Origin of the sequence: Bacillus sp. GZB, assembly GCF_001975995.1 — a bacterium.
Lineage (GTDB): Bacteria > Bacillota > Bacilli > Bacillales > Bacillaceae > Bacillus > Bacillus velezensis.
This window is the reverse complement of record NZ_MTQG01000016.1, coordinates 72351-93881: the sequence shown is the minus strand read 5'-3', so window position 1 is coordinate 93881 and position 21531 is coordinate 72351. Positions and strand designations below refer to the sequence as shown.

Here is a 21531-nt window from a genome sequence, read left to right as displayed (position 1 = left end):
AAGAGATGATATGACAAATCCATTTGAACGGGAAGACGGCTCATACCACGTGCTCGTCAATGCTGAAGGCCAGTACTCACTGTGGCCGGCCTATCTGGATGTGCCGGACGGCTGGGAAACCCGCCTCACGAATGAAACCCGCCCCGTTTGTCTCAAATATATTGAAACAAACTGGCGTGATATGAGGCCAGAAAGCTTGAATCAGGCCGAAGCCGCTAAAATGTAATAAGAAAAGCCTGCCGTTATTTCGGCAGGCTTTTTATGCGGACATCAGCCGTTAAGCTGTGTATGATCACAAAATGTATAAGGGTGGCCTTCTTCATTCGTGCACCATGACTGAGACAGAAAAGCCAAAAAGACCGCGGCCCACTGGTCTGCAAACTGGATTAAAATACCGCCGTCGTGCCACGTTCCGTTATCCTTCTTCCAGCGTGTATCAATTGGGTTTCCCTGATTCATATGAATATTATGCATGCCGTTTGTCGGCTTGAACCTGAAAATCTTATCAGCGCCCGGCTCCGGCCCGAATTTAGAGCCGTAAATATAGACGGTGGCTTTTTCTGATTTGGCTTTTTGCATGTACGTCTCAATAAAGTCATTTAAGTCATTATCCGGACCGGTGACTTCATGCGGGAGGGGCACCATGTTCCGGGGATCAAACAATCCGCCGCGGACATAATCCAGCGCCAGCTCACGGCTGGTTTCATCAATTGGGGTATATCCATACGGAATGTTGGGCAGCAGGGTGATCGCGCTTGCGTCAAAATGATCGCGTGCCGCATACAGAACCTCTGATTCTTTTGAACTTGACATGACATTGATCGCACAGCGATAGCGCGTATCAGGCTCGCCTAGCACCTCGACTTGAAAATGCGGAGAATCATCATCTGTTTCCCTTTTCATATCTGACACAGTGCCTTTTAATACACCATAGTGCTGAACAGCCATATGAATCCTCCTTTTTCTTTCGGGATATGAATTGATATTCGAGACAGGGGGCCGTTTTTCCTTTTATGAGAAAGAAAAAAGGACAGCCCGCTGATCAGGCTGTCCTCTTCATATCTATTAAGCTTTTGCAGCCGAACCTTGCATTGCTTTTTCAGCAGGCACGTAGTCATAGCCTAAGTCTTTGGCTACCGCTTCATACGTGACATGTCCGTTAGCCGTATTTAAGCCCGCTTTAAGCGCAGGGCTGTCTGCAATGGCTTGTGCCGCGCCTTTATTGGCGATTTGAAGCGCGTAAGGAACGGTTACATTCGTTAATGCGAGCGTAGACGTACGCGGTACGGCGCCCGGCATATTGGCGACAGCGTAGTGAACGACGCCGTGTTTTTCGTAAGTCGGATTATCGTGGGTTGTAATATGATCAACGGTTTCCACAATGCCGCCCTGATCGATGGCAACATCAACAATGACGGAACCCGGTTTCATTTGTTTAACCATTTCTTCCGTAACGAGAGTCGGCGCTTTGGCTCCCGGGATGAGCACGGCGCAGATCAGAAGATCCGCTTCCGCGACGGAATCTGCAATATTTACAGGGTTTGACATCAAGGTTTTAATCTGATGCCCGAAAATATCATCAAGCTGACGCAGGCGGTCTGCGTTCAAATCGATCATTGTCACATCGGCACCGAGTCCGACAGCCATTTTCGCGGCATTTGTTCCGACGCCGCCCCCTCCGATGATCGTGACTTTTCCGCGGGATACACCCGGTACGCCGGCTAATAAAATTCCTTTTCCGCCCTTTGGTTTTTCAAGAAACTGAGCCCCGATTTGCGCGGCCATTCTGCCGGCCACTTCGGACATCGGCGTAAGCAGCGGAAGGGAACGTCCGTCCGTTACCGTTTCGTACGCGATAGCTGTCACGCCTTTTTCTGTAAGCGCTTTAGCTAATTCCGGCTCTGCAGCTAAATGAAGGTAAGTGAATAAGACCAGACCTTGACGGAAATACGCATACTCTTCAGCCAGCGGTTCTTTTACCTTCATGACCATTTCCGCATCCCATACTTGCTTTCTGTCCTCCAGAATTTCCGCCCCTGCTGATACATAATCTTCATTTGTAAAGCCGCTTCCGAGTCCCGCTCCGGATTCCACAAGAACCCGATGGCCGTTTCCGATAAGCTGCGAAACGCCTCCAGGTGTTAATGCCACTCGATTTTCATTGTTTTTGATTTCCTTTGGAACCCCGATAATCATGTCTGTTTCCCCCAATGTTTGTGTGATGCTTCAAGTGTAGCGCGATTTTTGCGAAAATTCTTTGTTTGAAACAGAAAATAAAAAAACACGGATTTGTGAAATTTCACGAACCCATGCTGCGAAGTTTGATATCAAGGTAAATCGTAAACTTTTCATTCACATTTTTTAAGTCGATTTCTGCGATCTGGCTGATTCTTTTCAGCCTGTAATTCAATGTATTGACATGGATGTTAAGCGCTTTAGCGGCGGTGTTGACGTTGCTGTCGGCATCAATAAAATGTTCGAGCGTTTTTACCATATCGGCTTGGTGCTCCCTGTCATACTGCTCAAGCTTTGAGAGGGAATAGTTCATATAGCCGCTGTGCTTGCGTTTTTCATCCAACACATCCAGGTACTGATAAATGCCGAGTTCCGAGAAGCTGAAAAGGTGTTTGGTTTCTCTCACAAACCGCTCTTTCGCTTTTAATACGGAAAGCGCTTCCTGATAGGAGCGGTAAACGTAAGAAATCGATTCGTAAATACCGCCGACCGCAATCGACGCATCCTCAATTTTATATCGTTCCTTCAGCTGTTTTTGAATATGAAGGGCGAAGTGCTTTACATCTTTAAAAGGCTGATCGGTTTTCGGCGCGGCTAATAAGATTAATTCATTTGAATCGACAGTCGCCAGCATGACATGAATCTGCTGTGTCGTTTCCTGCAAATATTGCAGCTGCTGTTCCGTCTTTTCAGTCAGCTCATCATGTAAACGGATGATCATGACGCTGAACACGGACGGCAGCGCCATTCCGAGCTTATGAAACCCTTCGGCCATCTCGGCTTCCTGATAAATATGGCCGGTCAGCATTTTCCAAAAAAACTCCTGGCCCCGCTCTTCGATTTTCGTTTTGCGGATCTGCAGGTGCAAAAGTTTGTTCCGCACCGCTTTGGCTGCCAGCTGAAGTGTCTTCAGGTCCTCGTCATTGAGCTTTTTTTTGATCTCAAGCGCCCAAATAAATCCGAGAACCTGACTGTTTTTCCAGATGGAAATCGCCACGCGGTTGCTTAGTCCCACCTCGTCAATTTCTTTCACTTTGATCGGCTGGTCCGTTTTTAAAAGAGCCGGAATGGTTCCGTCTTTCCACAGTTTGTTGATGACTTTCTCCGGCACCCTCCGCCCGATAATCGTCGACGTCCGGGCCGGATCTGTACAATCGCTGTGCGTGCTGTATGCAAGCAGTTTATGATTAACGTCTTCTATTGTAATGGGGCATTGAAGAACTTCACTGATATGGTCGGCAACATCTTCAAGCCTGTCGAAACTGTACTTAAATGGATCCTTTGGATTGGTCATCTGTATCCCTACTTTTTCATAGCTTCATATCTTGATCTTACCATCTTGCTTTTCAGACTGAAAGGCATCTTTGCAGGGAAATAGACTAGGACAATAAGATCATTCGATGAAAACGAAAATAATAAGAAAATCATACTACTTCATTTACAAAATGTGTAAATATACCGAAAAATCCAATATATCATAAGACTCATTTTGTAAAATTAAAACAGATTTGTTTGACTGTGCCGAATGGTTGTTTTTATAATAATGACGTTCAAAAAATAAGTGAATTAGCCCATATTTAGGCTGATGACACAGGAGGGTATAAGGAATATGTCTGGATTAATTCGTGTCACACCCGAAGAGCTAAGAGCGATGGCTAAGCAATATGGCGTTGAAAGTCAGGAAGTCATGAATCAGGTTGACCGCCTGAACCGCATGATTTCTGATTTGAAAAGCATGTGGGAAGGTGCTTCAAGTGAAGCATTTGCAGATCAATATGAGCAGCTGAAACCTTCATTTATTAAAATGTCTGAATTGCTTCAAGATGTGAATCATCAGCTCGATCAAACGGCAAATACGCTTGAGTCTACTGACCAAGATATCGCTAACCAAATTCGCGGATAATAAGATGAATGAAGAAACGGAGCGCCTGATTCAATCAAGAAGACGGCGCTCTTTCTATGTAAGGGTGATATGAATATGTATATCGATATTACAATAGATTTAACACATTATAACGGCAGCGTCTTCGATCTCAGATTGTCAGATTACCATTCTGTGAAAAAAGTCATCGATATTGCCCGGCAGGCTCAGCATGTATCCGTTCCGCCGCGTGAAGGCTATTGGATCAGAGTGGTCAATAAAGAAGCGGTTTTTTCCGGAGAACAAAAGCTATCTGACTGCGGCATTACGAACGGAGACCGCCTTGAAATTTTATGAAAGGACATGGTGGAATGACAGGTCATAACCGATCTTATTTAGAAACAGAATTAGACTCCGTCCGGGAAGAAACCGAATCAGGCTTCACGTTCACCTTCCAGCGGGAAAAAATCAAGCTTCTTGACGGGCTGGAAGCAAACGTGATTAAAGATGCTGATCCTTTTTTTCAAAAAGAGGTCTCAGTTTCAGAAGACGAAGTAACCATCACAATCAAACCTCCTTCTTCTTATCAGGCTTTCCGCTATATAAAAGGAAAAGATAAAAAAAGCAGGTGGCAATTTGCCTACCGTCTCGTCCAAGCCGTGAAACAGCATAAGCTGAAACGTCTCAATCTGATTGCCGCCCCTGAAAATATCGTGTTTGATAAAGCGCTGACGCCTTACTTTCTTCATTACGGCGTAAAGGAGAGCCTTCCGCCTTATGAGGAAGATAGAGAAAGGGTGTTAAAAGAGCTTAAAGCCTGTGCGGCGCTTGCAGCTGACGGGGCGTACACCTTCGATGAATATTTGAAGTACAAGGAGACGCTTCACTTCTCTCCTGAGGTGAAAAGCGTGCTAGAGGCGGAGACGATTGAAGAACTGGAAGAAACCATTCAAACCGCAATTGATTCCCTCGAAGAAAGGGACAAGACATACATAAAACTGCCGAAAAAGAAATGGAAAATCCAAAGATACGCCGGTCTGGCGCTTGCCGTCCTCCTTGTGCCGACACTTCTTTACTCCTTATACGTTCTGTTTTTCGCCCAGCCAAAGCAAGAGGCAATTACAGAAAGCAACCGCTATTTTTTAAATCAGCAGTACAGCAAAGTCATTGACACACTCGCTAAATACGATGCGGAAAGCCTCCCGGAATCTGTCCAGTACGAGCTTGCTTCTTCTTATGTGGCAGTTGAAAATCTGAGGGAAGAGCAGCGGAAAAACATCGGGAATCTGGTGACGCTGCAATCAGACCCGAAGCACTTCCTTTATTGGATTGATATCGGCAGAGGGGAAAATGAAGAAGCCATCAAAATCGGCCGCAATCTTGAGTACAACCCGTACATCTGGCTCGGACTTACAAAATATAAACAGCAATTATTAGCGGATGACAGTATGAAAGACGACGAAAAGCAGAAAGAACTGGATGCCGTGGAAAGCGAGCTTGCGAAGGCGAAAAAAGAGGCGGAGGAGCAGCATAAAGATGCGGAGGAAAACGGTGACACCGCCGAAGCTTCCGCCGGACAGGATGAGAGCAGACAAGACAAAGCGAAAGATAATAAAGAGAACGACAAGAAAGATGAGAAAAAAGATGAAAAAAAATAACAGCACACATCAAATGGCCGCAGGTAACGATCAGGCTGTCAGGAGGTTCGCCATATGAGTCTGTTATGGGTTTTTTACCGAGAGCACGTACAAAAGATTCAGCTGTCTGAACTCCCGCCGTCTCAGCCGATTACGATCGGTCCGGATATGAAAGATACAATCACGGTCGGCACACTTCCGTTACGGCAAAACGCCGCAACCCTTTATCGAAAAGAAACAGATCGTTATGATGTTTTCCAGGGAAATAACTGTGCCGGCGAATTGACAATAGGAAATGAAATGCCCTGCCGGATTGAAGAAGAGACGATGCGGCTTCTGCTCACCCCTGACAAAGAAGAATCCTCCGTTTATTTTATCGGCGGGAAGGATGAGATCGTTTTCTCATCAGAAACAGAGGAAGCGGATATATACAAAGAGCCGTCCTCCGCTCAAACAGGGGCTTTTTATCTGCGAAAGTCGGGAGGATGCTGGTCTGTTGTCCCTGATGGCCAGGACGTTTATGTGAACGGAAAGCTTGCAGAAGCTCCCGAAAGGCTCCGGACGGGAGATGAGCTGCTGTGGAATTTTCTGCGTGTGAGGCTGACGGAGGACGACCTTTTAGAAGTCGTTCATCACGAAAAGCTTCAAACCGGTTTAACCAAAACGGTAAAACCAAGCACCGAAACGAAAAAGAAATACCCGCAATACCGAAGAACGCCGCGCATGGTCTACGATCTTCCAGAAGACCGCGTTTCATTCAGCTTTCCCTCGCAGGAAAGCGAACAGAATAACCGGGGGCTGTGGCTCGTCATTCTGCCTCCTGTGGTCATGCTGATTGTAATGGGGGTTGTCGCCATTATACAGCCGAGGGGCATATTCATCCTAGTCTCTTTGGCGATGTTTATGATGACTCTCATTACCTCCACCGTGCAGTATTTCCGTGAAAAAAACCAGCGGAAAAAACGGGAGGAGAAGCGGGAGCGTGTGTACAAGCAGTATTTAGAAAACAAACGGAAAGAACTTCAGGCGCTGTCGGAAAAACAGCTGCAAGTGCTGACGCATCATTTTCCCCCGTTTGAAAAAATGAAATATTTAACCTCTGAAATCAGCGGCCGCATTTGGGAGAAATCGCTGGAAAGCAGGGATTTTCTGATGCTTCGGCTTGGAACGGGCACGGTCCCGGCAAGCTACGAGATTTCAATGAGCGGCGGAGACCTTGCGAACCGTGATGTGGATGATTTGATGGAGCAGTCGCAGCACATGCAGCGTGTGTATAAAGATATCAGCCATGCGCCCGTGACCGTTGATTTACAAGAAGGGCCGATGGGGCTTGTCGGGAAACCTCAGATCGTCAAAAATGAAATTCACCAGCTGATCGGCCAGCTCGCGTTCTTCAACAGCTACCATGACCTGCGGTTTGTCTTTATCTTTCATGAGGACGAATATAAGGAATGGGAATGGATGAAGTGGCTGCCGCAATTTCAGCTGCCTCATATGTATGCGAAAGGATTTATTTACAATGAACAGACCCGCGATCAATTGTTATCGTCCATTTACGAGCTGCTGCGTGAGCGGGATTTGGAAGAAGATAAAGAAAAGAAGATCTTCCAGCCGCATTTTGTCTTTGTCATCACAAATCAGCAGCTGATCGCAGAGCACGTCATTTTAGAATACATCGAAGGCCGGCATGAGCATCTCGGCATCTCGGCAATCATCGCCGCGGAAACGAAGGAAAGCCTGGCGGAAAACATTCACACCCTCGTCCGCTACATTAATGAAGATGAGGGAGACATTCTCATTCAGCAGAAAAAAGCGGTGCAGATCCCGTTTAAGCTGGACAGGCACGAACGGAAAAACAACGAGCGGTTTTCCCGGACGCTTCGGACATTGCACCATCAGGTCGGAATGACGAATTCCATTCCTGAAACGGTCTCATTTCTGGAGCTGTTTCATGCGAAGGAAGTAAAAGAAATCGGCATCAGGCAGAAGTGGGAGACAAGTGAGTCTGCAAAATCGCTGGCTGTTCCGATCGGCTATAAAGGAAAAGACGACATCGTCTATTTAAACCTGCATGAAAAAGCGCACGGGCCGCACGGATTGCTGGCGGGAACGACCGGCTCCGGGAAAAGTGAATTTCTGCAAACGTACATCCTGTCATTGGCAGTTCACTTTCACCCGCATGAAGCGGCGTTTTTGCTGATTGACTATAAGGGCGGAGGAATGGCGCAGCCGTTCCGCAAAATGCCGCACCTTCTCGGGACCATCACGAATATTGAAGGAAGCAGAAACTTCAGTATCAGGGCGCTTGCATCCATTAAGAGCGAACTGAAAAAACGGCAGCGGCTGTTCGATCAATATCGCGTCAATCACATCAATGACTATACAAAGCTGTATAAACAGGGAGAAACGGATATTCCGATGCCGCACCTGTTTTTGATTTCAGATGAATTCGCCGAGCTGAAAAGCGAAGAGCCTGACTTTATCAGGGAGCTTGTCAGCGCGGCCCGCATCGGACGGAGCCTTGGTGTGCATTTAATTCTCGCCACGCAAAAGCCGGGCGGCATCATTGACGACCAAATATGGAGCAACTCACGCTTTAAGGTCGCGCTGAAAGTGCAGGATGCAAGTGACAGTAAAGAAATCCTGAAAAACAGTGATGCGGCGAATATTACGGTCACCGGACGCGGCTACTTGCAAGTCGGAAATAACGAAGTGTATGAGCAGTTCCAGTCTGCCTGGAGCGGCGCCCCTTACATGGAAGATGTATACGGCACCGAGGATGACATTGCCATCGTTACCGACACCGGCTTAATTCCGCTGTCTGAGGTGGACGCGGATGATGCGGCGAAAAAAGACGCCCCGGCAGAAATAGAAGCCGTAGTCGAAGAAATCGAGCGGATTCAAAATGAAATGGGCATTGAAAAGCTGCCGAGCCCGTGGCTTCCGCCGCTTGCCGAACGTATCCCGCGCACGCTTTACCCTGCGCAGGAAAAAGACCGCTTCTTCATCGCCTGCGTTGATGAGCCTGATCAGCAAAGACAGGCGCCTCTCGCTTATACGATGATGGATGACGGCAACATCGGCATTTTCGGCTCATCCGGCTACGGCAAGTCAGTGGCTGCCATCACCTTCCTGATGAACTTCGCGGAAGGATACACGCCGGAAGAGCTTCATATGTACATCTTTGATTTCGGAAACGGCACGCTTTTGCCATTGGCAAAGCTTCCGCACACCGCAGACTATTTCTTAATGGATCAAATGAGAAAGATCGAAAAATTCATGATCCGCATCAAGGAAGAAATCGAGCGGCGGAAACGGCTGTTCAGAGAAAAAGAAGTCAGCCATATCAAAATGTACAATTCCCTCAGTGAAGAAGAGCTGCCGTTTATATTTATCACAATTGACAATTTCGACATCGTAAAAGATGAAATGCATGAATTAGAAACGGAATTTATCCAGATTTCACGCGACGGGCAAAGCTTAGGCATTTACTTCCTGCTGACCGCAACGAGGGTAAACGCCGTCCGCCAGTCGCTGTTAAACAACATAAAAACGAAAGTCGTCCATTATTTAATGGATCAGTCGGAAGGATACTCCATTTACGGGCGTCCGCCGTTCAGTCTCGAACCGATCCCGGGCCGCGTCATGATCCAAAAAGAAGAACTGTATTTCGCGCAAATGTGTCTTCCGGCTGAAGCGGAAAATGACCTCGAGATGTTCCAGGCGCTGAAAGCCGATGTCAAAGCATTAGCTGAGCGCCACACCGGAACAGCGGGCCCAGACCCGATTCCGATGCTTCCGGATAGGCTGACGGCCGGCGAATTTTCACTCCGTCTCGGGCCGGATCAAGAACCGTTCCGCATTCCTGTCGGGCTTCATGAGGAAAAGGTCAGCCCTGTGTACTTTGATCTGGGCAAAAATAAACATTGTCTTATCTTAGGCCAGACACAGCGTGGAAAAACAAACATCCTGAAAGTGATGCTGAATCACCTGCTGCGTGAAGGTACGGAACGGGTGGGGCTGTTTGACTCGATTGACCGCGGACTGTCGCAGTATGCGCAGGAAACAAAGGTCAGCTATCTGGATACAAAAGAAGACGTCCGGCAGTGGATCGAAACGGCAGAAGCCATTTTCACGGAGCGCGAAGCTCAGTATGCGCAGGCCGTCAAAAATGGCGATGTGCACAAACTCAGTTTCTCTCCGGTCGTGTTAATGGCCGACGGCATTACAAGATTCCAGCAGACGATCGACACCGCCATTCAGGACAAGCTGGCGATGTTTATGAAATCGTACGCGCATGTGGGCTTCAGTTTTATCCCGGCGGGCAATCACAGCGAATTCTCAAAAGGCTATGATTCCTTAACGACGGAAATGAAACAGATCCGCCACGCGATGCTGCTTGTGAAAAAATCTGAACAAAATGTCATTCCGCTGCCTTACCAAAGGCAGGAACCGGACATTCAGCCGGGCTTCGGCTATTTGGTTGAAAACGGGAAGGAGCAAAAAATCCAAATACCTTTATGTTCAGCGGAAAGGGAGGCCGTCAGATGACTGAACAACGAAAAAGCCTGATCAAATTAGTAGCCGCGGTCGTCATCATTCTGCTGCTGCCGGTGCTGTTTTTCCGGTTTATCGGCGATGACCCGGGAAAACAAAAAATCAACGCCACCCGTCAAATCGCAGTCGTGAATGAAGACATGGGCTTACAAACAGATGAAAATGAGGAAGAGGAATCCGTCCATTTCGGCAAAGAAGTAGCGGCCGCTCTCGGCGGCCGTCCGGATTATTCATGGACGGTTGTCAACAGGAGCGCGGCTGAAAACGGTCTGGCGGCTAAGAAGTATGACGCCGTCGTTTACATTCCATCCGATTTTTCAAAAGATATCTTAAGCTATGACAAGGAGCGTCCGCAAAAAGCCACGCTGACATTCAATATTCAAAGCAACCTGAACGCCGTCAACAAAGAAAAGGTGCAGCGTGAGCTAGAAGACGCCCAAAAATCAATGAATAAAAAAATGTCGGCATTATATTGGAATTTCGTCTCACAAAAAGTGAACAATGTCCGAGGTGATTTTGACAAGATCGTCAATAAAGAATCAGAGTTTCAAAACGTCATGTACAATTTTTACAAGCCGAGCTCCAATGACTTGGCAGGTGAAATCAAGCGGCAAAAAGATCTGATTGACGAACTGAAAAAATCAATGAATGAGGCGCAGGGCGCGGCAAAAGAAAAATTGACTTCGGCAGATGAAGCCAAAACCACGCTCAAAGACTTTGCCGATACGGTCGAGCGCTATAAACAATATCAAGAAAATCAGAAAAAACTGCTGATGGCCGCGCAGGAACAAAATCAAAAGCAAATCACAACCGGACTGAATGCCATTAAAGCACAGCAGGCCGCCAACCAGTTCAGCACGATGATGAGCGGGCTGTCTTCAGATATAAACCGGGCGCAGACACAGCTTGACCAGACGGGATCGGCTCTTCTTGCCGCCCAACAGGTGAGAGAAGCGCAGGTTCCTGAGCAGGAACACGGGATGGCAGATATTCAATCCAATTTACTGAACAATTTTTTGACTCAATATAAAGCTCAAGCAAGATTTGAAACATTGAACAGCATCCAAACCCTTATGAAAAGGGATCGGCCGGCATTAACCGTTCCGGAAAAGGACCCGGGTGATGACGGATCGGATGAACCGAAAGAAGAAGAAAAACCGGAAGAAGAAAAACCCGGCGATCTGAAAATTGACCTTGACGATCAGCGTGACGAATTAAAACGCATCTCCGCTGAAATCAATCACATTTCTGACGGATTAAAAGAACCGGAAAAGGAAAAACCGGACCAAGGCGATGACGGTGAAAACTCCGGCGATACCGACCCGAATAACGGAACGAATTCCGGAGAAGACGGAAAAACGGAAGACGGCACAAAAGAAGAGCAGCCCGCTTCCGATAACACAGGCGATCAGGAGCCAAAAACCGTCCAAACCGCGACAGCCGCTAAAAATGTCACTCCGCCTGCTGATGAGCCGGCGGACGATCCGAACGATTCTGAAGGAGACGGCGGCACGGACATATCTGAGGCGAAAGAAAGGCTGAACCAAGCCGCAGAGCGGATTCAGCAAATTGAAAAAGAGCTGGAAGAAAAACAGCAGACTCATAATGAAGAACTGAAAAAACGTCTCGATGCTCTTGATGAAGAAATCCAAGGCCTTAAAAAGCAGATTGCCAAAGTTGAAAAACGGGCGGAGAAATTACAGGAAGATCTTGAAAAAACAGTAGAAAAGAGAAAACAAGACTTCAATACCATTTACAGAATGATTGTAAAAACAGAACAGAACATTCTGAACTACCCGTCATTGGATGGCGGCCGCAAATCTGCTCTTGAACAGATATTTGCCGCTGACATCAATACAAAAGAAATATCCGATTTAATGAGTTACTATAATGATTTATCCCTGTATGAGGCGACACTTTATCACTCTCTTGACGCGGGCTCGCTGCCTGATGTGAAAAACAGGGTGCTGAAAGCCCAGCAAGGCGAAGTTCAAACCGTTCTCGCCATCAAACCGGTGGAAACGGCAAGCTGGGAAAACCTGAAAAACAACAAGATGCAGACAGATGAAGACATCAGCAATTTCATTAAAGGCATGACCGAATTCTCGGATAACTACAGTACCTATATCAGAGATGAACAAGCCGGAGTGCTCGATGAGCTCGCCAGCATTTCAGACAGCGCGGCGAAAGCATCCGATCAGCTGGCTGAAGGCGCCGTGCAGGAAGCGGCCGCGTTCAGCGGAGACGGATTAACCGGAACGATGGCGCTCGGCGCTCAGGATACCGTCGGCCGCGAAGTCCTGCAAATGTCTGACACGATGGGCCATCTGTCAGAACGCCAGTCCGGCATCATCAGCTATACCGACAATATGCAGCAAAGCGTAAATGACGTCCAGCATAAAGCGGACACCCTGAACAGCAACTGGGGCAAAAACGTCGATTCCACGAAATTGATCAGAAATGACGTGTACGGCATTTTAGGGAACGCGCTCGTTGACGGACAGGAAAACGGCTACGTTTACGATTATCTCGCCAACCCGCTTAAAATCAGCGGAGAGGTGCCGGAAGACCGGGTTCAGAATGTTCCGCCGGTCGTCATTTTGGTGATCGTCCTGATCAGCAGTCTTCTGATCGGCTATTTCAGCTCGTATTATCAGCAGGCGCCGCTTCTTGTCAAAGGCGCGCTCTTTGGGATTTTAAACATTATGGTCGGATTGATGATCAGTCTGTTCGGTCTGAATATCTACTCGCTTCCGGACGATCAGACGATTAAATGGTCAGTCTTTACGATTCTCTTGCTTGCGGCGAGTTCAGCTTTTATCCGGGCAGCCTTTGTCTTCGGTTCGATTACCGGATGGATCGCATCATCAGCGCTCATTCTCTTTTATGTGGCGCCTTTGATCGACCTGATTATGCCGAACTTCACCTTTGACAGTCCGGTTTCGAAAGTCTATATCGATATTCAATACGGAACGGGCCATCTGTTTGCGATGGGGGTAACGGTTCTTGCGATTATTACGCTGATTGCGGCGGCGCTTCCGCTCGTCATTCGGCTGTTTGCGGAAAAAACGGAGGAAAGTGATCAGTCTTATGAGGCGTAACACGTTCATGGAAAAAGGATTGCTGCTGTTTGCTCTCTCCTTTTTCCTTTTCCTTCCCCAAGCCGCAGCCGCGAATGAGGAAAATACTGATGTCAAGCCGAATGAATATGAAAAGAAAGACATTGAAATTCGTACGGATTACCTGCACGACGATGCCTACTCCGAGGAAAAAACGGCGCTTCCGAAAGAACAGAAGGATATTACCTTTGATCAGCCGGCCGAAAACCCGGATGACAAACTGATATCAAAGTTGTTTACATCGTCAGACACGGAGCCGAATACGATCAAAGCGCAATCGAAAAAACTGGGTATCACATTTGCCGAGCCTGCGGTGCGGCGTACCTCGGCAGATATGGAAACGGAAGAGAAAAAGACTTCTTATCTGCTTCCTGTCATTTATGCCGTCTTGATCCTCCTCGGGATTGCGGCGATGATCTATCTGATCCCGAAAGTCACGGCGCAGGAAAAGGCAAAGCGGTAAACGAATCGCTTGTGTTTGCGGGAAGACAGCCCGTAAAATAAGAAAAAAAGGAGGAGTTTCATGCAGTTTTTTCTTATAACAGGCGCGTCAAAGGGCTTGGGCCGGGCGCTTACGGAACAGGCGCTTCAAGAAGGAGCCGAAGTCGCCGCGCTTTCAAGAACGATAAGCGGGGAAAAGCGCGAGGGGCTGACAGAATACAGTGTTGATTTAACCGATCTGGCAGATACCGGGCGGCAGATGAAGGCGATTCTTGATCAAGCAGAGGAGAAGGGGTACTCTGCCGTCACACTGATCAACAATGCCGGCATGGTGGAACCGATCAAGCGGGCGAAAGAGGCTTCCGCCGAAGAATTAAACCGCCATTACACCCTTAATCTGACGGCGCCCGTTTTGCTCAGCCAAATGTTTACAAAGCGTTTCGAAGCGTTCAGCGGCAGCAAAACAATTGTCAACATCACATCGGGCGCGGCGAAAAATCCTTATAAAGGCTGGAGCGCGTATTGCAGCTCAAAAGCGGGGCTTGATATGTTTACGAGAACATTTGGGTTTGAACAGGAAGATGAAGAGCTGCCGGTCCGCATGATCTCATTCTCGCCGGGAGTGATGGATACAGACATGCAGGCCGTCATCCGTTCTTCGTCAAAAGAAGATTTCCATGACATCGAGCGGTTCCGCAATCTGAAAGAAACGAAAAACCTCAGAAGCCCGGAATACATCGCCGGCGTCATTCACTCACTGATCGCGGGCGAGCCGGAAAACGGACGGATATACGATATTAAAGAATTTTTGTAGAGCAGCTTTTACGCTGCTCTTTTTTGTTTGTACAATCACTTCGGGGTCCGGCGCCATATGATGAATGAAACAACGTATAAGGGGTATAAGAAATGTATCAGATGAATTGAGTTTCTTCTCGATTTATGTTAGGATTCTAAAAATATATTAAGGAGGGGTTTCCATGAGAAATGTAACGTTAATGGATGTCTTCACCCATCCAATCGCACAAAAGTATTTACAGCGTTCCGGTGTCGCCCATGCGATCGCCTGCGCGTTTCATGCATACCGTCTTGCCGTAAAAGCAGGTGTCAGCCCGGACCTTGCGACGAAAGCGGCTTTACTGCATGACGTCGGCCATTATGAATGGTACACAGACGGCAAATGGGATTATGAAAAGTACAGAAGAAACGATATCCATGCCATTAAAGGCGCGGAACGGGCGCATAAGCTGCTCATCCGGCTCGGTGAAGAACCGAAAGCGGCGAAGGACATTGCGCTGGCGATTCTGCTTCACACCGATTCCTATCTGCCTGAAGGCGAACTGGACAAGAATACGCTCCAGCAAATCGTGAAACAAGCGGATGAACTCGATGAAGAACCCGGCGGACATCACCATTACCGCCAAATGGATCACACAGCCGCGCTCAAACAAATCCAAAAGCTTGATCAGTTAATTGACCAAGCCCAATATCCCATAAGAAGCTCAGTCTAGGCCACTCATGCGGCCTTTTCCGCTTACATAACTCCGCATGCTCACTAACACCTTTTCCGCTCCGATAGACGTACTGTGTCAAAGCCTTTGTCCGCTGCATATGCTGAAGGAAAACATAGTAAAGGGGATCAGCGAAAATGGCCCATCAAGGAAGCCCGCAAATCGTCTCGTTAGTGGACCCTTACGTTTATCAGACCATCCATAAGCTTATCGGCTCAAGGTTTATCATTCAAACCGTCAGACGCATTATCAGAGGACGGCTGATTGATGCCACTCCAGATCACATCGCCATTGAAGAAACGCATGACCGTGTATTTTATATCAGAAACCGTCATGTAGTTTCCGTCATGCCTGATTATACCGAACGCGTGTAACAGCCCGAATAAGGCGCAAACCGGAGGCGGCCCTATAGAACCCCGGTGCGTCTTCTTTTTGAGATACATAGATGCACGGCGGCTTTTTTTGGTACAATCACAGTACAAGTTCACATGACAATAGGAGGAAACCGCTTGTTGAAATCAAAGGTCCATTTTTGGACGCTGCAAATTTTGCTCGTTTTGCTCATTATTTACGTATCAACGAAAGTCTCGTTTATTTTTCAGCCGTTTTTCGGTTTTATCACCACTCTGTTTTTTCCGATTTTGATCTCGGGCATTTTGTTTTTCATTTTTAATCCGATCGTGCGCCTGCTTGAGAAAAAAATCCCCCGGACATTGGCGATCCTGCTCATTTATCTCGTTTTCATCGGCCTGATTGCCTTTATGTTCACCGCCATCGGACCGATTGTGGCTTCCCAGGTCACGGGGCTGATTAACAATTTCCCTGATTACATTCATCAGATTCAAGTCTTGACGGCGCAATTATCCCATTCCAAATGGTTTACGTGGATGATGACGCAGGATTATGTGTCGATAGAAAAAATCCAGCAGTCTCTGACGGGATTTTTACAAAGCCTTCCGCAAAATATTACGGCAAGCCTGTCGGCCGTGTTCGGCGTCGTTACGAATATCACGCTTGTCGTGATCACCGTTCCGTTCATTTTGTTTTATATGCTGAAGGACGGCCGGCGGTTTCCGCTCTTGGCGGTCAAAATCCTGCCTTCTTCCTACCGGGCGGAAGGTCGGAAAATATTTAACGACTTATATGTCACATTGGCCGCCTATTTCCAAGGCCAGCTGCTGATTTGTCTCTTTGTCGGAACGGCATGTTTTATCGGATATTGGATCATCGGCCTGCAGTATGCGTTAATTCTCGGGATGGTGATCGCCGTCACCAATATCATTCCGTACCTGGGGCCGTTTCTCGGGGCGGCGCCCGCGGTGATTATCGCGTTTATGGATTCGCCGGCTAAGGCGCTGTTTGCCGTTATTGTTGTCGTTGTCGTCCAGCAGCTTGACGGGAACCTGCTTTCTCCGCTTGTCATCGGGAAACGGCTCAATACCCACCCGCTCACCATTATTCTTCTGCTTATCGGAGCGGGCAGTTTCGGCGGCATTCTCGCAATGATTCTGGCCGTGCCGGTTTACGCGGTTTTAAAAGCTTTTGTCTTAAATATCGTCCGGCTTATCAAACTTCGTCAGCGGTCAAAGCTAGAAGACAGCCGCAAGCCGAAATAAAAACGGGCACAACTCCCGATGCAGCGCATAAAATGCTGTAAAGAAAAGCGGAGGTGTGGGTATGCCTGCAATTGTGGGACCGATTTATATTATGAGTTTAGCCGGAGACGCTGCGGCGAGCTTCGGTGACGTGTTTGCCATTTCTCCCAAAGCCGTTGACCACTCAGGCGCGGGGGCAGGGGCGTTTCATTCCGGAGATTTTGTCAAAGTCACTAATAAATTCAGCAAAACGCGCTTTGAAGACATCGATGTGTTTGACGAACCTGATTGGTTTAACGCGTGACAGCCTCCTTTTAGGAGGCTGTCGCTTTTTTGTAGTATAATAGAATCAGTCTTTATAAAAGGGGAATTTTTTATGAAAATCAGAAAAGCGAATATTACCGTGCAGTCCGGAATGATCGGTGATGTATATCTGCATGAAAATAAAAAAGAACAGCATACCCTTGTAGCGGTTCCGGAACTTGAGTGGAGCACGATCATTTCCTATGAGGAAGAGAAAAAGGCGCTGGCGCAGCGGCTTTTACAATCGTTCAGCAAGCTGATTGAAGAAGAGCCCGCGGGAGAGCTCGCCGGCAAGATCTCCCATTGGGTGGCTGAAATGTAACGAAGCGGTTTACCGCGTCCCGTCCGGGGAGATAATTGTAAAACAAGCTGAGGAGGGACAGGCCGATGAGCGACAAAACGGTTGACCTTTATTTACAGCAGGGGATGTACGGCCCTCTGCAGACGAAACCGGATGAACGCCATTTATTTTTAGGCTCGCTGCGTGAAAGAGTCATCATTGCCCTGACGAAGGGGCAGGTGCTGCAAAAGCAGCCGTATGAAGAAGTGAAACAGGCGCTGAAAAGCCGAAAAGACGCGGTGCTCTATATAAACGGAAGGCTTCCGTATCATGCTTATTCACCATATATGAAGCTTGCCGCACTTGCCGGTGTCCGAAGCTCCGTCATTTCGGACCTTCAATTCGAAACGCCGCTCGGCCTGGTTTTTGCCGCCGATTATGCCGTGAACCTTGACGGCATTTACGTTCAGGATGACATTTTTCAGCGCTCACTCCTGAAATCTTAAAAGGGCAAAACACCGTTTGTCATTTTACAATGCCAATTCACTTACAAGTGGAGATAGGATATAATGGTTTTCATATGAATGGCGGGGAGGCCGGCTATGAAAAAAGCATTTATATGCATTGATTATACGAATGATTTTGCAGCTGAGAACGGGGCATTAACCTGCGGAGAACCCGCGAGACAGATTGAAGATACGATTGTCAGTTTGACGCAAGCATTTATAGAAAACGGTGATTACGTTGTTTTTGCGGTAGATTCGCATGATGCAGACGATGACTTTCATCCCGAGACACGCCTGTTTCCTCCGCATAATATCAACGGCACGGAGGGCAAAGAGCTGTACGGAAGGCTATCGCCTCTTTATGAGAAACATAAACACGCAAAAAACGTAAATTATATGGAAAAAACGAGATATTCTGCTTTTGCGGGAACGGATTTAGAGCTGAAACTGCGGGAACGGCAAATCACTGAGCTGCATCTTGCGGGCCTGTGCACGGACATCTGCGTTCTTCACACGGCGGTTGACGCTTACAACAAGGGCTTTCAGATCGTCATTCATCAAAACGCTGTGGCCAGCTTTAATCCGGAAGGGCATGAATGGGCCCTGTCCCATTTTAAGAACAGCATCGGAGCGCAAGTGGCAGAGTAAGGAAGGGGAAAATAATTTTGGTGGAGCATGGTTTTAAAGACGACAGTTTGTCTTTACATACAGATCTTTATCAAATTAATATGGCCGAAACGTACTGGAGAGACGGCATTCATGAGAAAAAAGCGATTTTTGAGCTTTTTTTCAGAAAGCTTCCCTTTGAAAACGGCTATGCGGTATTTGCGGGCTTAGAGAAAGCAATCGAATACTTGGAGAACTTCAAATTTACCGACAGCGATCTGAATTATTTAAAAACGGAATTGCACTATGCTGATGATTTCATTGATTATTTACGGGATCTTTCTTTTACCGGATCTCTTTACAGCATGAAAGAAGGCGAGCTCGTTTTTAACAACGAACCGATTATGCGGGTCGAAGCGCCCCTGATCGAAGCCCAGCTGATTGAGACGGCTCTGCTTAACATTGTGAATTACCAAACATTAATCGCCACGAAAGCGGCCCGCATTAAAGGCGTTGTCGGTGACGAAGACGCCCTCGAATTCGGAACGCGGCGCGCCCATGAAATGGATGCGGCTATGTGGGGAGCGAGAGCTGCTCTGATCGGCGGCTTCAGCGCGACGAGTAATGTAAGAGCCGGAAAGCGTTTTAATATACCCGTATCCGGCACGCACGCTCATGCGCTCGTACAAGCGTACCGCGATGAATATACGGCATTTAAGAAATATGCGGAGACCCACAAAGACTGCGTGTTTCTCGTAGATACGTACGATACGATCCGTTCGGGCATGCCGAATGCGATTAAAGTCGCAAAGGAATTTGGCGATCGGATCAACTTCATCGGCATCCGGCTGGACAGCGGGGACTTGGCGTACCTGTCAAAAAAAGCGCGTGAAATGCTTGATGAAGCGGGTTTCACAGACGCAAAGGTCATTGCTTCAAGCGATCTTGATGAGCACACGATATTAAATCTGAAATCGCAAGGAGCGAAAATCGATACGTGGGGCATCGGCACGAAGCTGATTACCGCATACGATCAGCCGGCTCTCGGCGCGGTTTACAAGCTTGTCGCCATTGAAGAGGACGGCAAACTGACCGACACCATTAAAATTTCGTCAAACCCTGAAAAAGTGACAACGCCGGGAAGAAAGAGAGTATACCGGATTATCAACAAGCTGAATCACCACTCGGAAGGTGATTATATCGCGCTTTATGACGAGCGGGTAAATGATCAGAAACGCTTAAAAATGTTCCATCCCGTCCACACGTTCGTCAGCAAATTCGTCACTGATTTCTATGCGAAAGACTTGCATGAGCCGATCTTTGAAAACGGCGTTTTATGCTACGATAATCCCGAAATTACCGACATCCAGCAATACGTGCAGGATAACCTCAAACTTCTGTGGGAGGAATACAAACGGATCAGCAAGCCGGAAGAATATCCGGTCGATTTAAGCGAAGACTGCTGGAGCAACAAGATGCAGCGGATTCATGAAATCAAAAGCGAGCTGAAACGGGAACTTGAATAGAAGACAAAGCGGCCTTTCCTTTCTCTGGAAAGGCCTTTTTGTTGTGATAATATTTTTCACATTTAGACAAATTTCGTCAAGTTATTTGATATACTTATGTTCGAAGGCCGCATCTAAGGGGGTAAATGAATGAAGGTGTTTGTTGCGAGACAGCCTATCTTCAACAGAAATGAACAGGTTGTTGCTTATGAACTTCTTTACCGGGAGAGCGAAGAGAACCGTTATTCGGCCGCTGACGGAGATAAAGCTACGACGGATCTCATTATTAACAGCTTTATCAACATCGGAATCGAAAAGCTGACTGAGGGGAAACGCTGCTTTGTGAATTTTACAGAAAGCCTGATGTTTTCAGATCTCCCTACCTCCTTTGATCCTGACCAGCTTATTATCGAAATTCTTGAGGACATACCGATCACTCCGGCACTCATCTCAAGATGCAGACAGCTGAAGAAATTAGGATATACATTAGCACTTGATGATTTTTACGCCATCAATCCGGAAAATGAAGAGTTAGTGGAACAGCTGATGAAATATATTGATATTTTAAAAATCGACTTTTTGCAATCCTCGCGTCTGGAGCGCAAAAAAATCATTCAGACGTACAGCTGTAAAAGTCTGATTTATTTAGCGGAGAAAGTGGAGACGAGAAAAGATTATAAACAGGCGGCCATAGACGGCTTTCACCTGTTTCAAGGATATTTTTTCAGTGAACCGCGTGTCATCAGCGGAAATGATCTGACGTTTCATTTTCATTCTTACTACCAGCTTTTAAGCGAATTAAACAATGACCAGCCCAATATACAGCGCGTGACGGAATACATAGAGCGGGACGTCAGCTTATCGTATCAGATTCTGCGTTTTTTAAACGGATCGCAAACAAGGCTGAAAAAAAAGATAGACAGCATCCAGCAGGCCATCATGATGCTCGGGCTGAATGAGATTAAGCGCTTGATTTACATTCTTTCATTCAGAGATTTAACGGCGAAAAGCCACTCAAGCCAAAAAGAAATCATTAAGATTTCCTTAATCAGGGCCAAGCTGTGCGAACTGCTGGCGAAAAGAACCGGAAGACCCCAGCCCTCTTCTTACATGCTGATCGGCATGTTTTCGCTCATCGATACGCTTCTCCACAGGGAGCTGGAGGATATCATCAAAGAACTGCCTTTAATCGATGAAGTCGGACAGGCGCTGCTCGGTTATGAAAACGATTATTATAAGATGCTCGCGCTTGTCAAAGCCATTGAATGCAACAACTGGGACTGTGATGAGTGGGGAAAAGAACTGAACAAAGAAGAAGCGTATGACTGTTACTTACAGGCGATCGAATGGTGCCGGCAGCTGATCGTGGATTGAGCCG

The 21531-nt window shown here is 47.3% G+C and carries 20 protein-coding genes; 17 read left to right on the top strand and 3 right to left on the bottom strand.

The features are described 5' to 3' along the window. Positions 1-10 precede the first annotated feature (10 nt). A complete protein-coding gene (locus BXO87_RS06245) occupies positions 11-226 on the top strand; it encodes an MbtH family protein (RefSeq protein WP_038459683.1) in 216 nt (71 codons plus the stop codon). Between the two features lie 44 nt (positions 227-270). Here BXO87_RS06245 and BXO87_RS06240 read toward each other — a convergent pair whose 3' ends face one another. The 3 genes from BXO87_RS06240 to BXO87_RS06230 form a co-directional block, all read right to left on the bottom strand. After that, positions 271-948 (bottom strand): YukJ family protein, encoded by a 678-nt coding sequence (locus tag BXO87_RS06240; protein ID WP_038459680.1) that lies wholly within the window; start codon positions 946-948, stop codon positions 271-273. Positions 949-1065: 117 nt separating this feature from the next. Next, entirely contained in the window at positions 1066-2196 is a 1131-nt protein-coding gene (gene ald / locus BXO87_RS06235) for an alanine dehydrogenase (protein WP_003152011.1), read from the bottom strand. Positions 2197-2299: 103 nt separating this feature from the next. After that, complete coding sequence (locus BXO87_RS06230; protein WP_007408691.1) at positions 2300-3529, bottom strand: PucR family transcriptional regulator; 1230 nt, start codon at positions 3527-3529, stop codon at positions 2300-2302. Between the two features lie 315 nt (positions 3530-3844). Here BXO87_RS06230 and BXO87_RS06225 point away from each other — a divergent pair, with 315 nt between their 5' ends. From BXO87_RS06225 to BXO87_RS06150, 16 genes are all read left to right on the top strand, one after another. Continuing rightward, positions 3845-4138, top strand: a complete 294-nt coding sequence (locus BXO87_RS06225; RefSeq protein ID WP_015418116.1) for a WXG100 family type VII secretion target — start codon at positions 3845-3847, stop codon at positions 4136-4138. 75 nt (positions 4139-4213) lie between these two features. Next, positions 4214-4453 carry an ESX secretion system protein YukD gene (gene yukD, locus BXO87_RS06220; RefSeq protein ID WP_007408690.1) on the top strand — a complete coding sequence of 80 codons (240 nt, stop codon included), beginning with the start codon at positions 4214-4216 and terminating at the stop codon, positions 4451-4453. 14 nt (positions 4454-4467) lie between these two features. After that, positions 4468-5754, top strand: coding sequence for a type VII secretion protein EssB (gene essB, locus BXO87_RS06215; protein ID WP_038460878.1), 1287 nt, complete (start codon positions 4468-4470; stop codon positions 5752-5754). 54 nt (positions 5755-5808) lie between these two features. Continuing rightward, positions 5809-10284, top strand: a complete 4476-nt coding sequence (gene essC / locus BXO87_RS06210; RefSeq protein WP_038459677.1) for a type VII secretion protein EssC — start codon at positions 5809-5811, stop codon at positions 10282-10284. Beyond that, a complete protein-coding gene (gene esaA, locus BXO87_RS06205; protein ID WP_076851266.1) occupies positions 10281-13391 on the top strand; it encodes a type VII secretion protein EsaA in 3111 nt (1036 codons plus the stop codon). Before essC ends, esaA begins: the two co-directional genes overlap by 4 nt. 7 nt (positions 13392-13398) lie before the next feature. Further along, positions 13399-13872: a type VII secretion protein EssA gene (gene essA, locus BXO87_RS06200; RefSeq protein WP_007408686.1), complete on the top strand. Its 474-nt coding sequence runs from the start codon at positions 13399-13401 to the stop codon at positions 13870-13872. 60 nt (positions 13873-13932) lie between these two features. Next, positions 13933-14664: a (S)-benzoin forming benzil reductase gene (locus tag BXO87_RS06195; RefSeq protein WP_007408685.1), complete on the top strand. Its 732-nt coding sequence runs from the start codon at positions 13933-13935 to the stop codon at positions 14662-14664. 163 nt (positions 14665-14827) lie between these two features. Then, positions 14828-15358: an HD domain-containing protein gene (locus tag BXO87_RS06190; protein ID WP_047936080.1), complete on the top strand. Its 531-nt coding sequence runs from the start codon at positions 14828-14830 to the stop codon at positions 15356-15358. A 137-nt stretch (positions 15359-15495) separates the two neighbouring features. After that, positions 15496-15732: a DUF2642 domain-containing protein gene (locus tag BXO87_RS06185; RefSeq protein WP_014418770.1), complete on the top strand. Its 237-nt coding sequence runs from the start codon at positions 15496-15498 to the stop codon at positions 15730-15732. Positions 15733-15867: 135 nt separating this feature from the next. Further along, on the top strand, positions 15868-16974 hold the full coding sequence (locus tag BXO87_RS06180; RefSeq protein ID WP_014418769.1) for an AI-2E family transporter: 1107 nt from the start codon (positions 15868-15870) through the stop codon (positions 16972-16974). Between the two features lie 61 nt (positions 16975-17035). Next, on the top strand, positions 17036-17257 hold the full coding sequence (locus tag BXO87_RS06175; protein ID WP_007408682.1) for a spore germination protein: 222 nt from the start codon (positions 17036-17038) through the stop codon (positions 17255-17257). Between the two features lie 72 nt (positions 17258-17329). After that, complete coding sequence (locus BXO87_RS06170) at positions 17330-17578, top strand: YueH family protein (RefSeq protein ID WP_003152028.1); 249 nt, start codon at positions 17330-17332, stop codon at positions 17576-17578. Positions 17579-17643: 65 nt separating this feature from the next. After that, positions 17644-18042, top strand: a complete 399-nt coding sequence (locus BXO87_RS06165) for a YueI family protein (RefSeq protein WP_003152031.1) — start codon at positions 17644-17646, stop codon at positions 18040-18042. 96 nt (positions 18043-18138) lie between these two features. Beyond that, positions 18139-18690: a cysteine hydrolase family protein gene (locus tag BXO87_RS06160; protein ID WP_003152033.1), complete on the top strand. Its 552-nt coding sequence runs from the start codon at positions 18139-18141 to the stop codon at positions 18688-18690. Between the two features lie 17 nt (positions 18691-18707). Beyond that, entirely contained in the window at positions 18708-20174 is a 1467-nt protein-coding gene (locus BXO87_RS06155) for a nicotinate phosphoribosyltransferase (protein ID WP_014418767.1), read from the top strand. Between the two features lie 129 nt (positions 20175-20303). Next, complete coding sequence (locus tag BXO87_RS06150) at positions 20304-21527, top strand: EAL and HDOD domain-containing protein (protein ID WP_032876792.1); 1224 nt, start codon at positions 20304-20306, stop codon at positions 21525-21527. The last annotated feature ends 4 nt before the right edge of the window (positions 21528-21531 follow it).

Bases quoted from the DNA above. Each gene is read 5' to 3' on its own strand.
- BXO87_RS06185 (WP_014418770.1), top strand. From the start codon at position 15,496: ATGGCCCATCAAGGAAGCCCGCAAATCGTCTCGTTAGTGGACCCTTAC.
- BXO87_RS06175 (WP_007408682.1), top strand. From the start codon at position 17,036: ATGCCTGCAATTGTGGGACCGATTTATATTATGAGTTTAGCCGGAGAC.
- BXO87_RS06170 (WP_003152028.1), top strand. From the start codon at position 17,330: ATGAAAATCAGAAAAGCGAATATTACCGTGCAGTCCGGAATGATCGGT.
- BXO87_RS06245 (WP_038459683.1), top strand. From the start codon at position 11: ATGACAAATCCATTTGAACGGGAAGACGGCTCATACCACGTGCTCGTC.
- BXO87_RS06160 (WP_003152033.1), top strand. From the start codon at position 18,139: ATGAAAAAAGCATTTATATGCATTGATTATACGAATGATTTTGCAGCT.
- BXO87_RS06190 (WP_047936080.1), top strand. From the start codon at position 14,828: ATGAGAAATGTAACGTTAATGGATGTCTTCACCCATCCAATCGCACAA.
- esaA (WP_076851266.1), top strand. From the start codon at position 10,281: ATGACTGAACAACGAAAAAGCCTGATCAAATTAGTAGCCGCGGTCGTC.
- BXO87_RS06240 (WP_038459680.1), bottom strand. From the start codon at position 948: ATGGCTGTTCAGCACTATGGTGTATTAAAAGGCACTGTGTCAGATATG.
- yukD (WP_007408690.1), top strand. From the start codon at position 4,214: ATGTATATCGATATTACAATAGATTTAACACATTATAACGGCAGCGTC.
- essA (WP_007408686.1), top strand. From the start codon at position 13,399: ATGGAAAAAGGATTGCTGCTGTTTGCTCTCTCCTTTTTCCTTTTCCTT.
- essB (WP_038460878.1), top strand. From the start codon at position 4,468: ATGACAGGTCATAACCGATCTTATTTAGAAACAGAATTAGACTCCGTC.
- BXO87_RS06165 (WP_003152031.1), top strand. From the start codon at position 17,644: ATGAGCGACAAAACGGTTGACCTTTATTTACAGCAGGGGATGTACGGC.
- BXO87_RS06225 (WP_015418116.1), top strand. From the start codon at position 3,845: ATGTCTGGATTAATTCGTGTCACACCCGAAGAGCTAAGAGCGATGGCT.
- BXO87_RS06230 (WP_007408691.1), bottom strand. From the start codon at position 3,529: ATGACCAATCCAAAGGATCCATTTAAGTACAGTTTCGACAGGCTTGAA.
- BXO87_RS06150 (WP_032876792.1), top strand. From the start codon at position 20,304: ATGAAGGTGTTTGTTGCGAGACAGCCTATCTTCAACAGAAATGAACAG.
- BXO87_RS06195 (WP_007408685.1), top strand. From the start codon at position 13,933: ATGCAGTTTTTTCTTATAACAGGCGCGTCAAAGGGCTTGGGCCGGGCG.
- ald (WP_003152011.1), bottom strand. From the start codon at position 2,196: ATGATTATCGGGGTTCCAAAGGAAATCAAAAACAATGAAAATCGAGTG.
- essC (WP_038459677.1), top strand. From the start codon at position 5,809: ATGAGTCTGTTATGGGTTTTTTACCGAGAGCACGTACAAAAGATTCAG.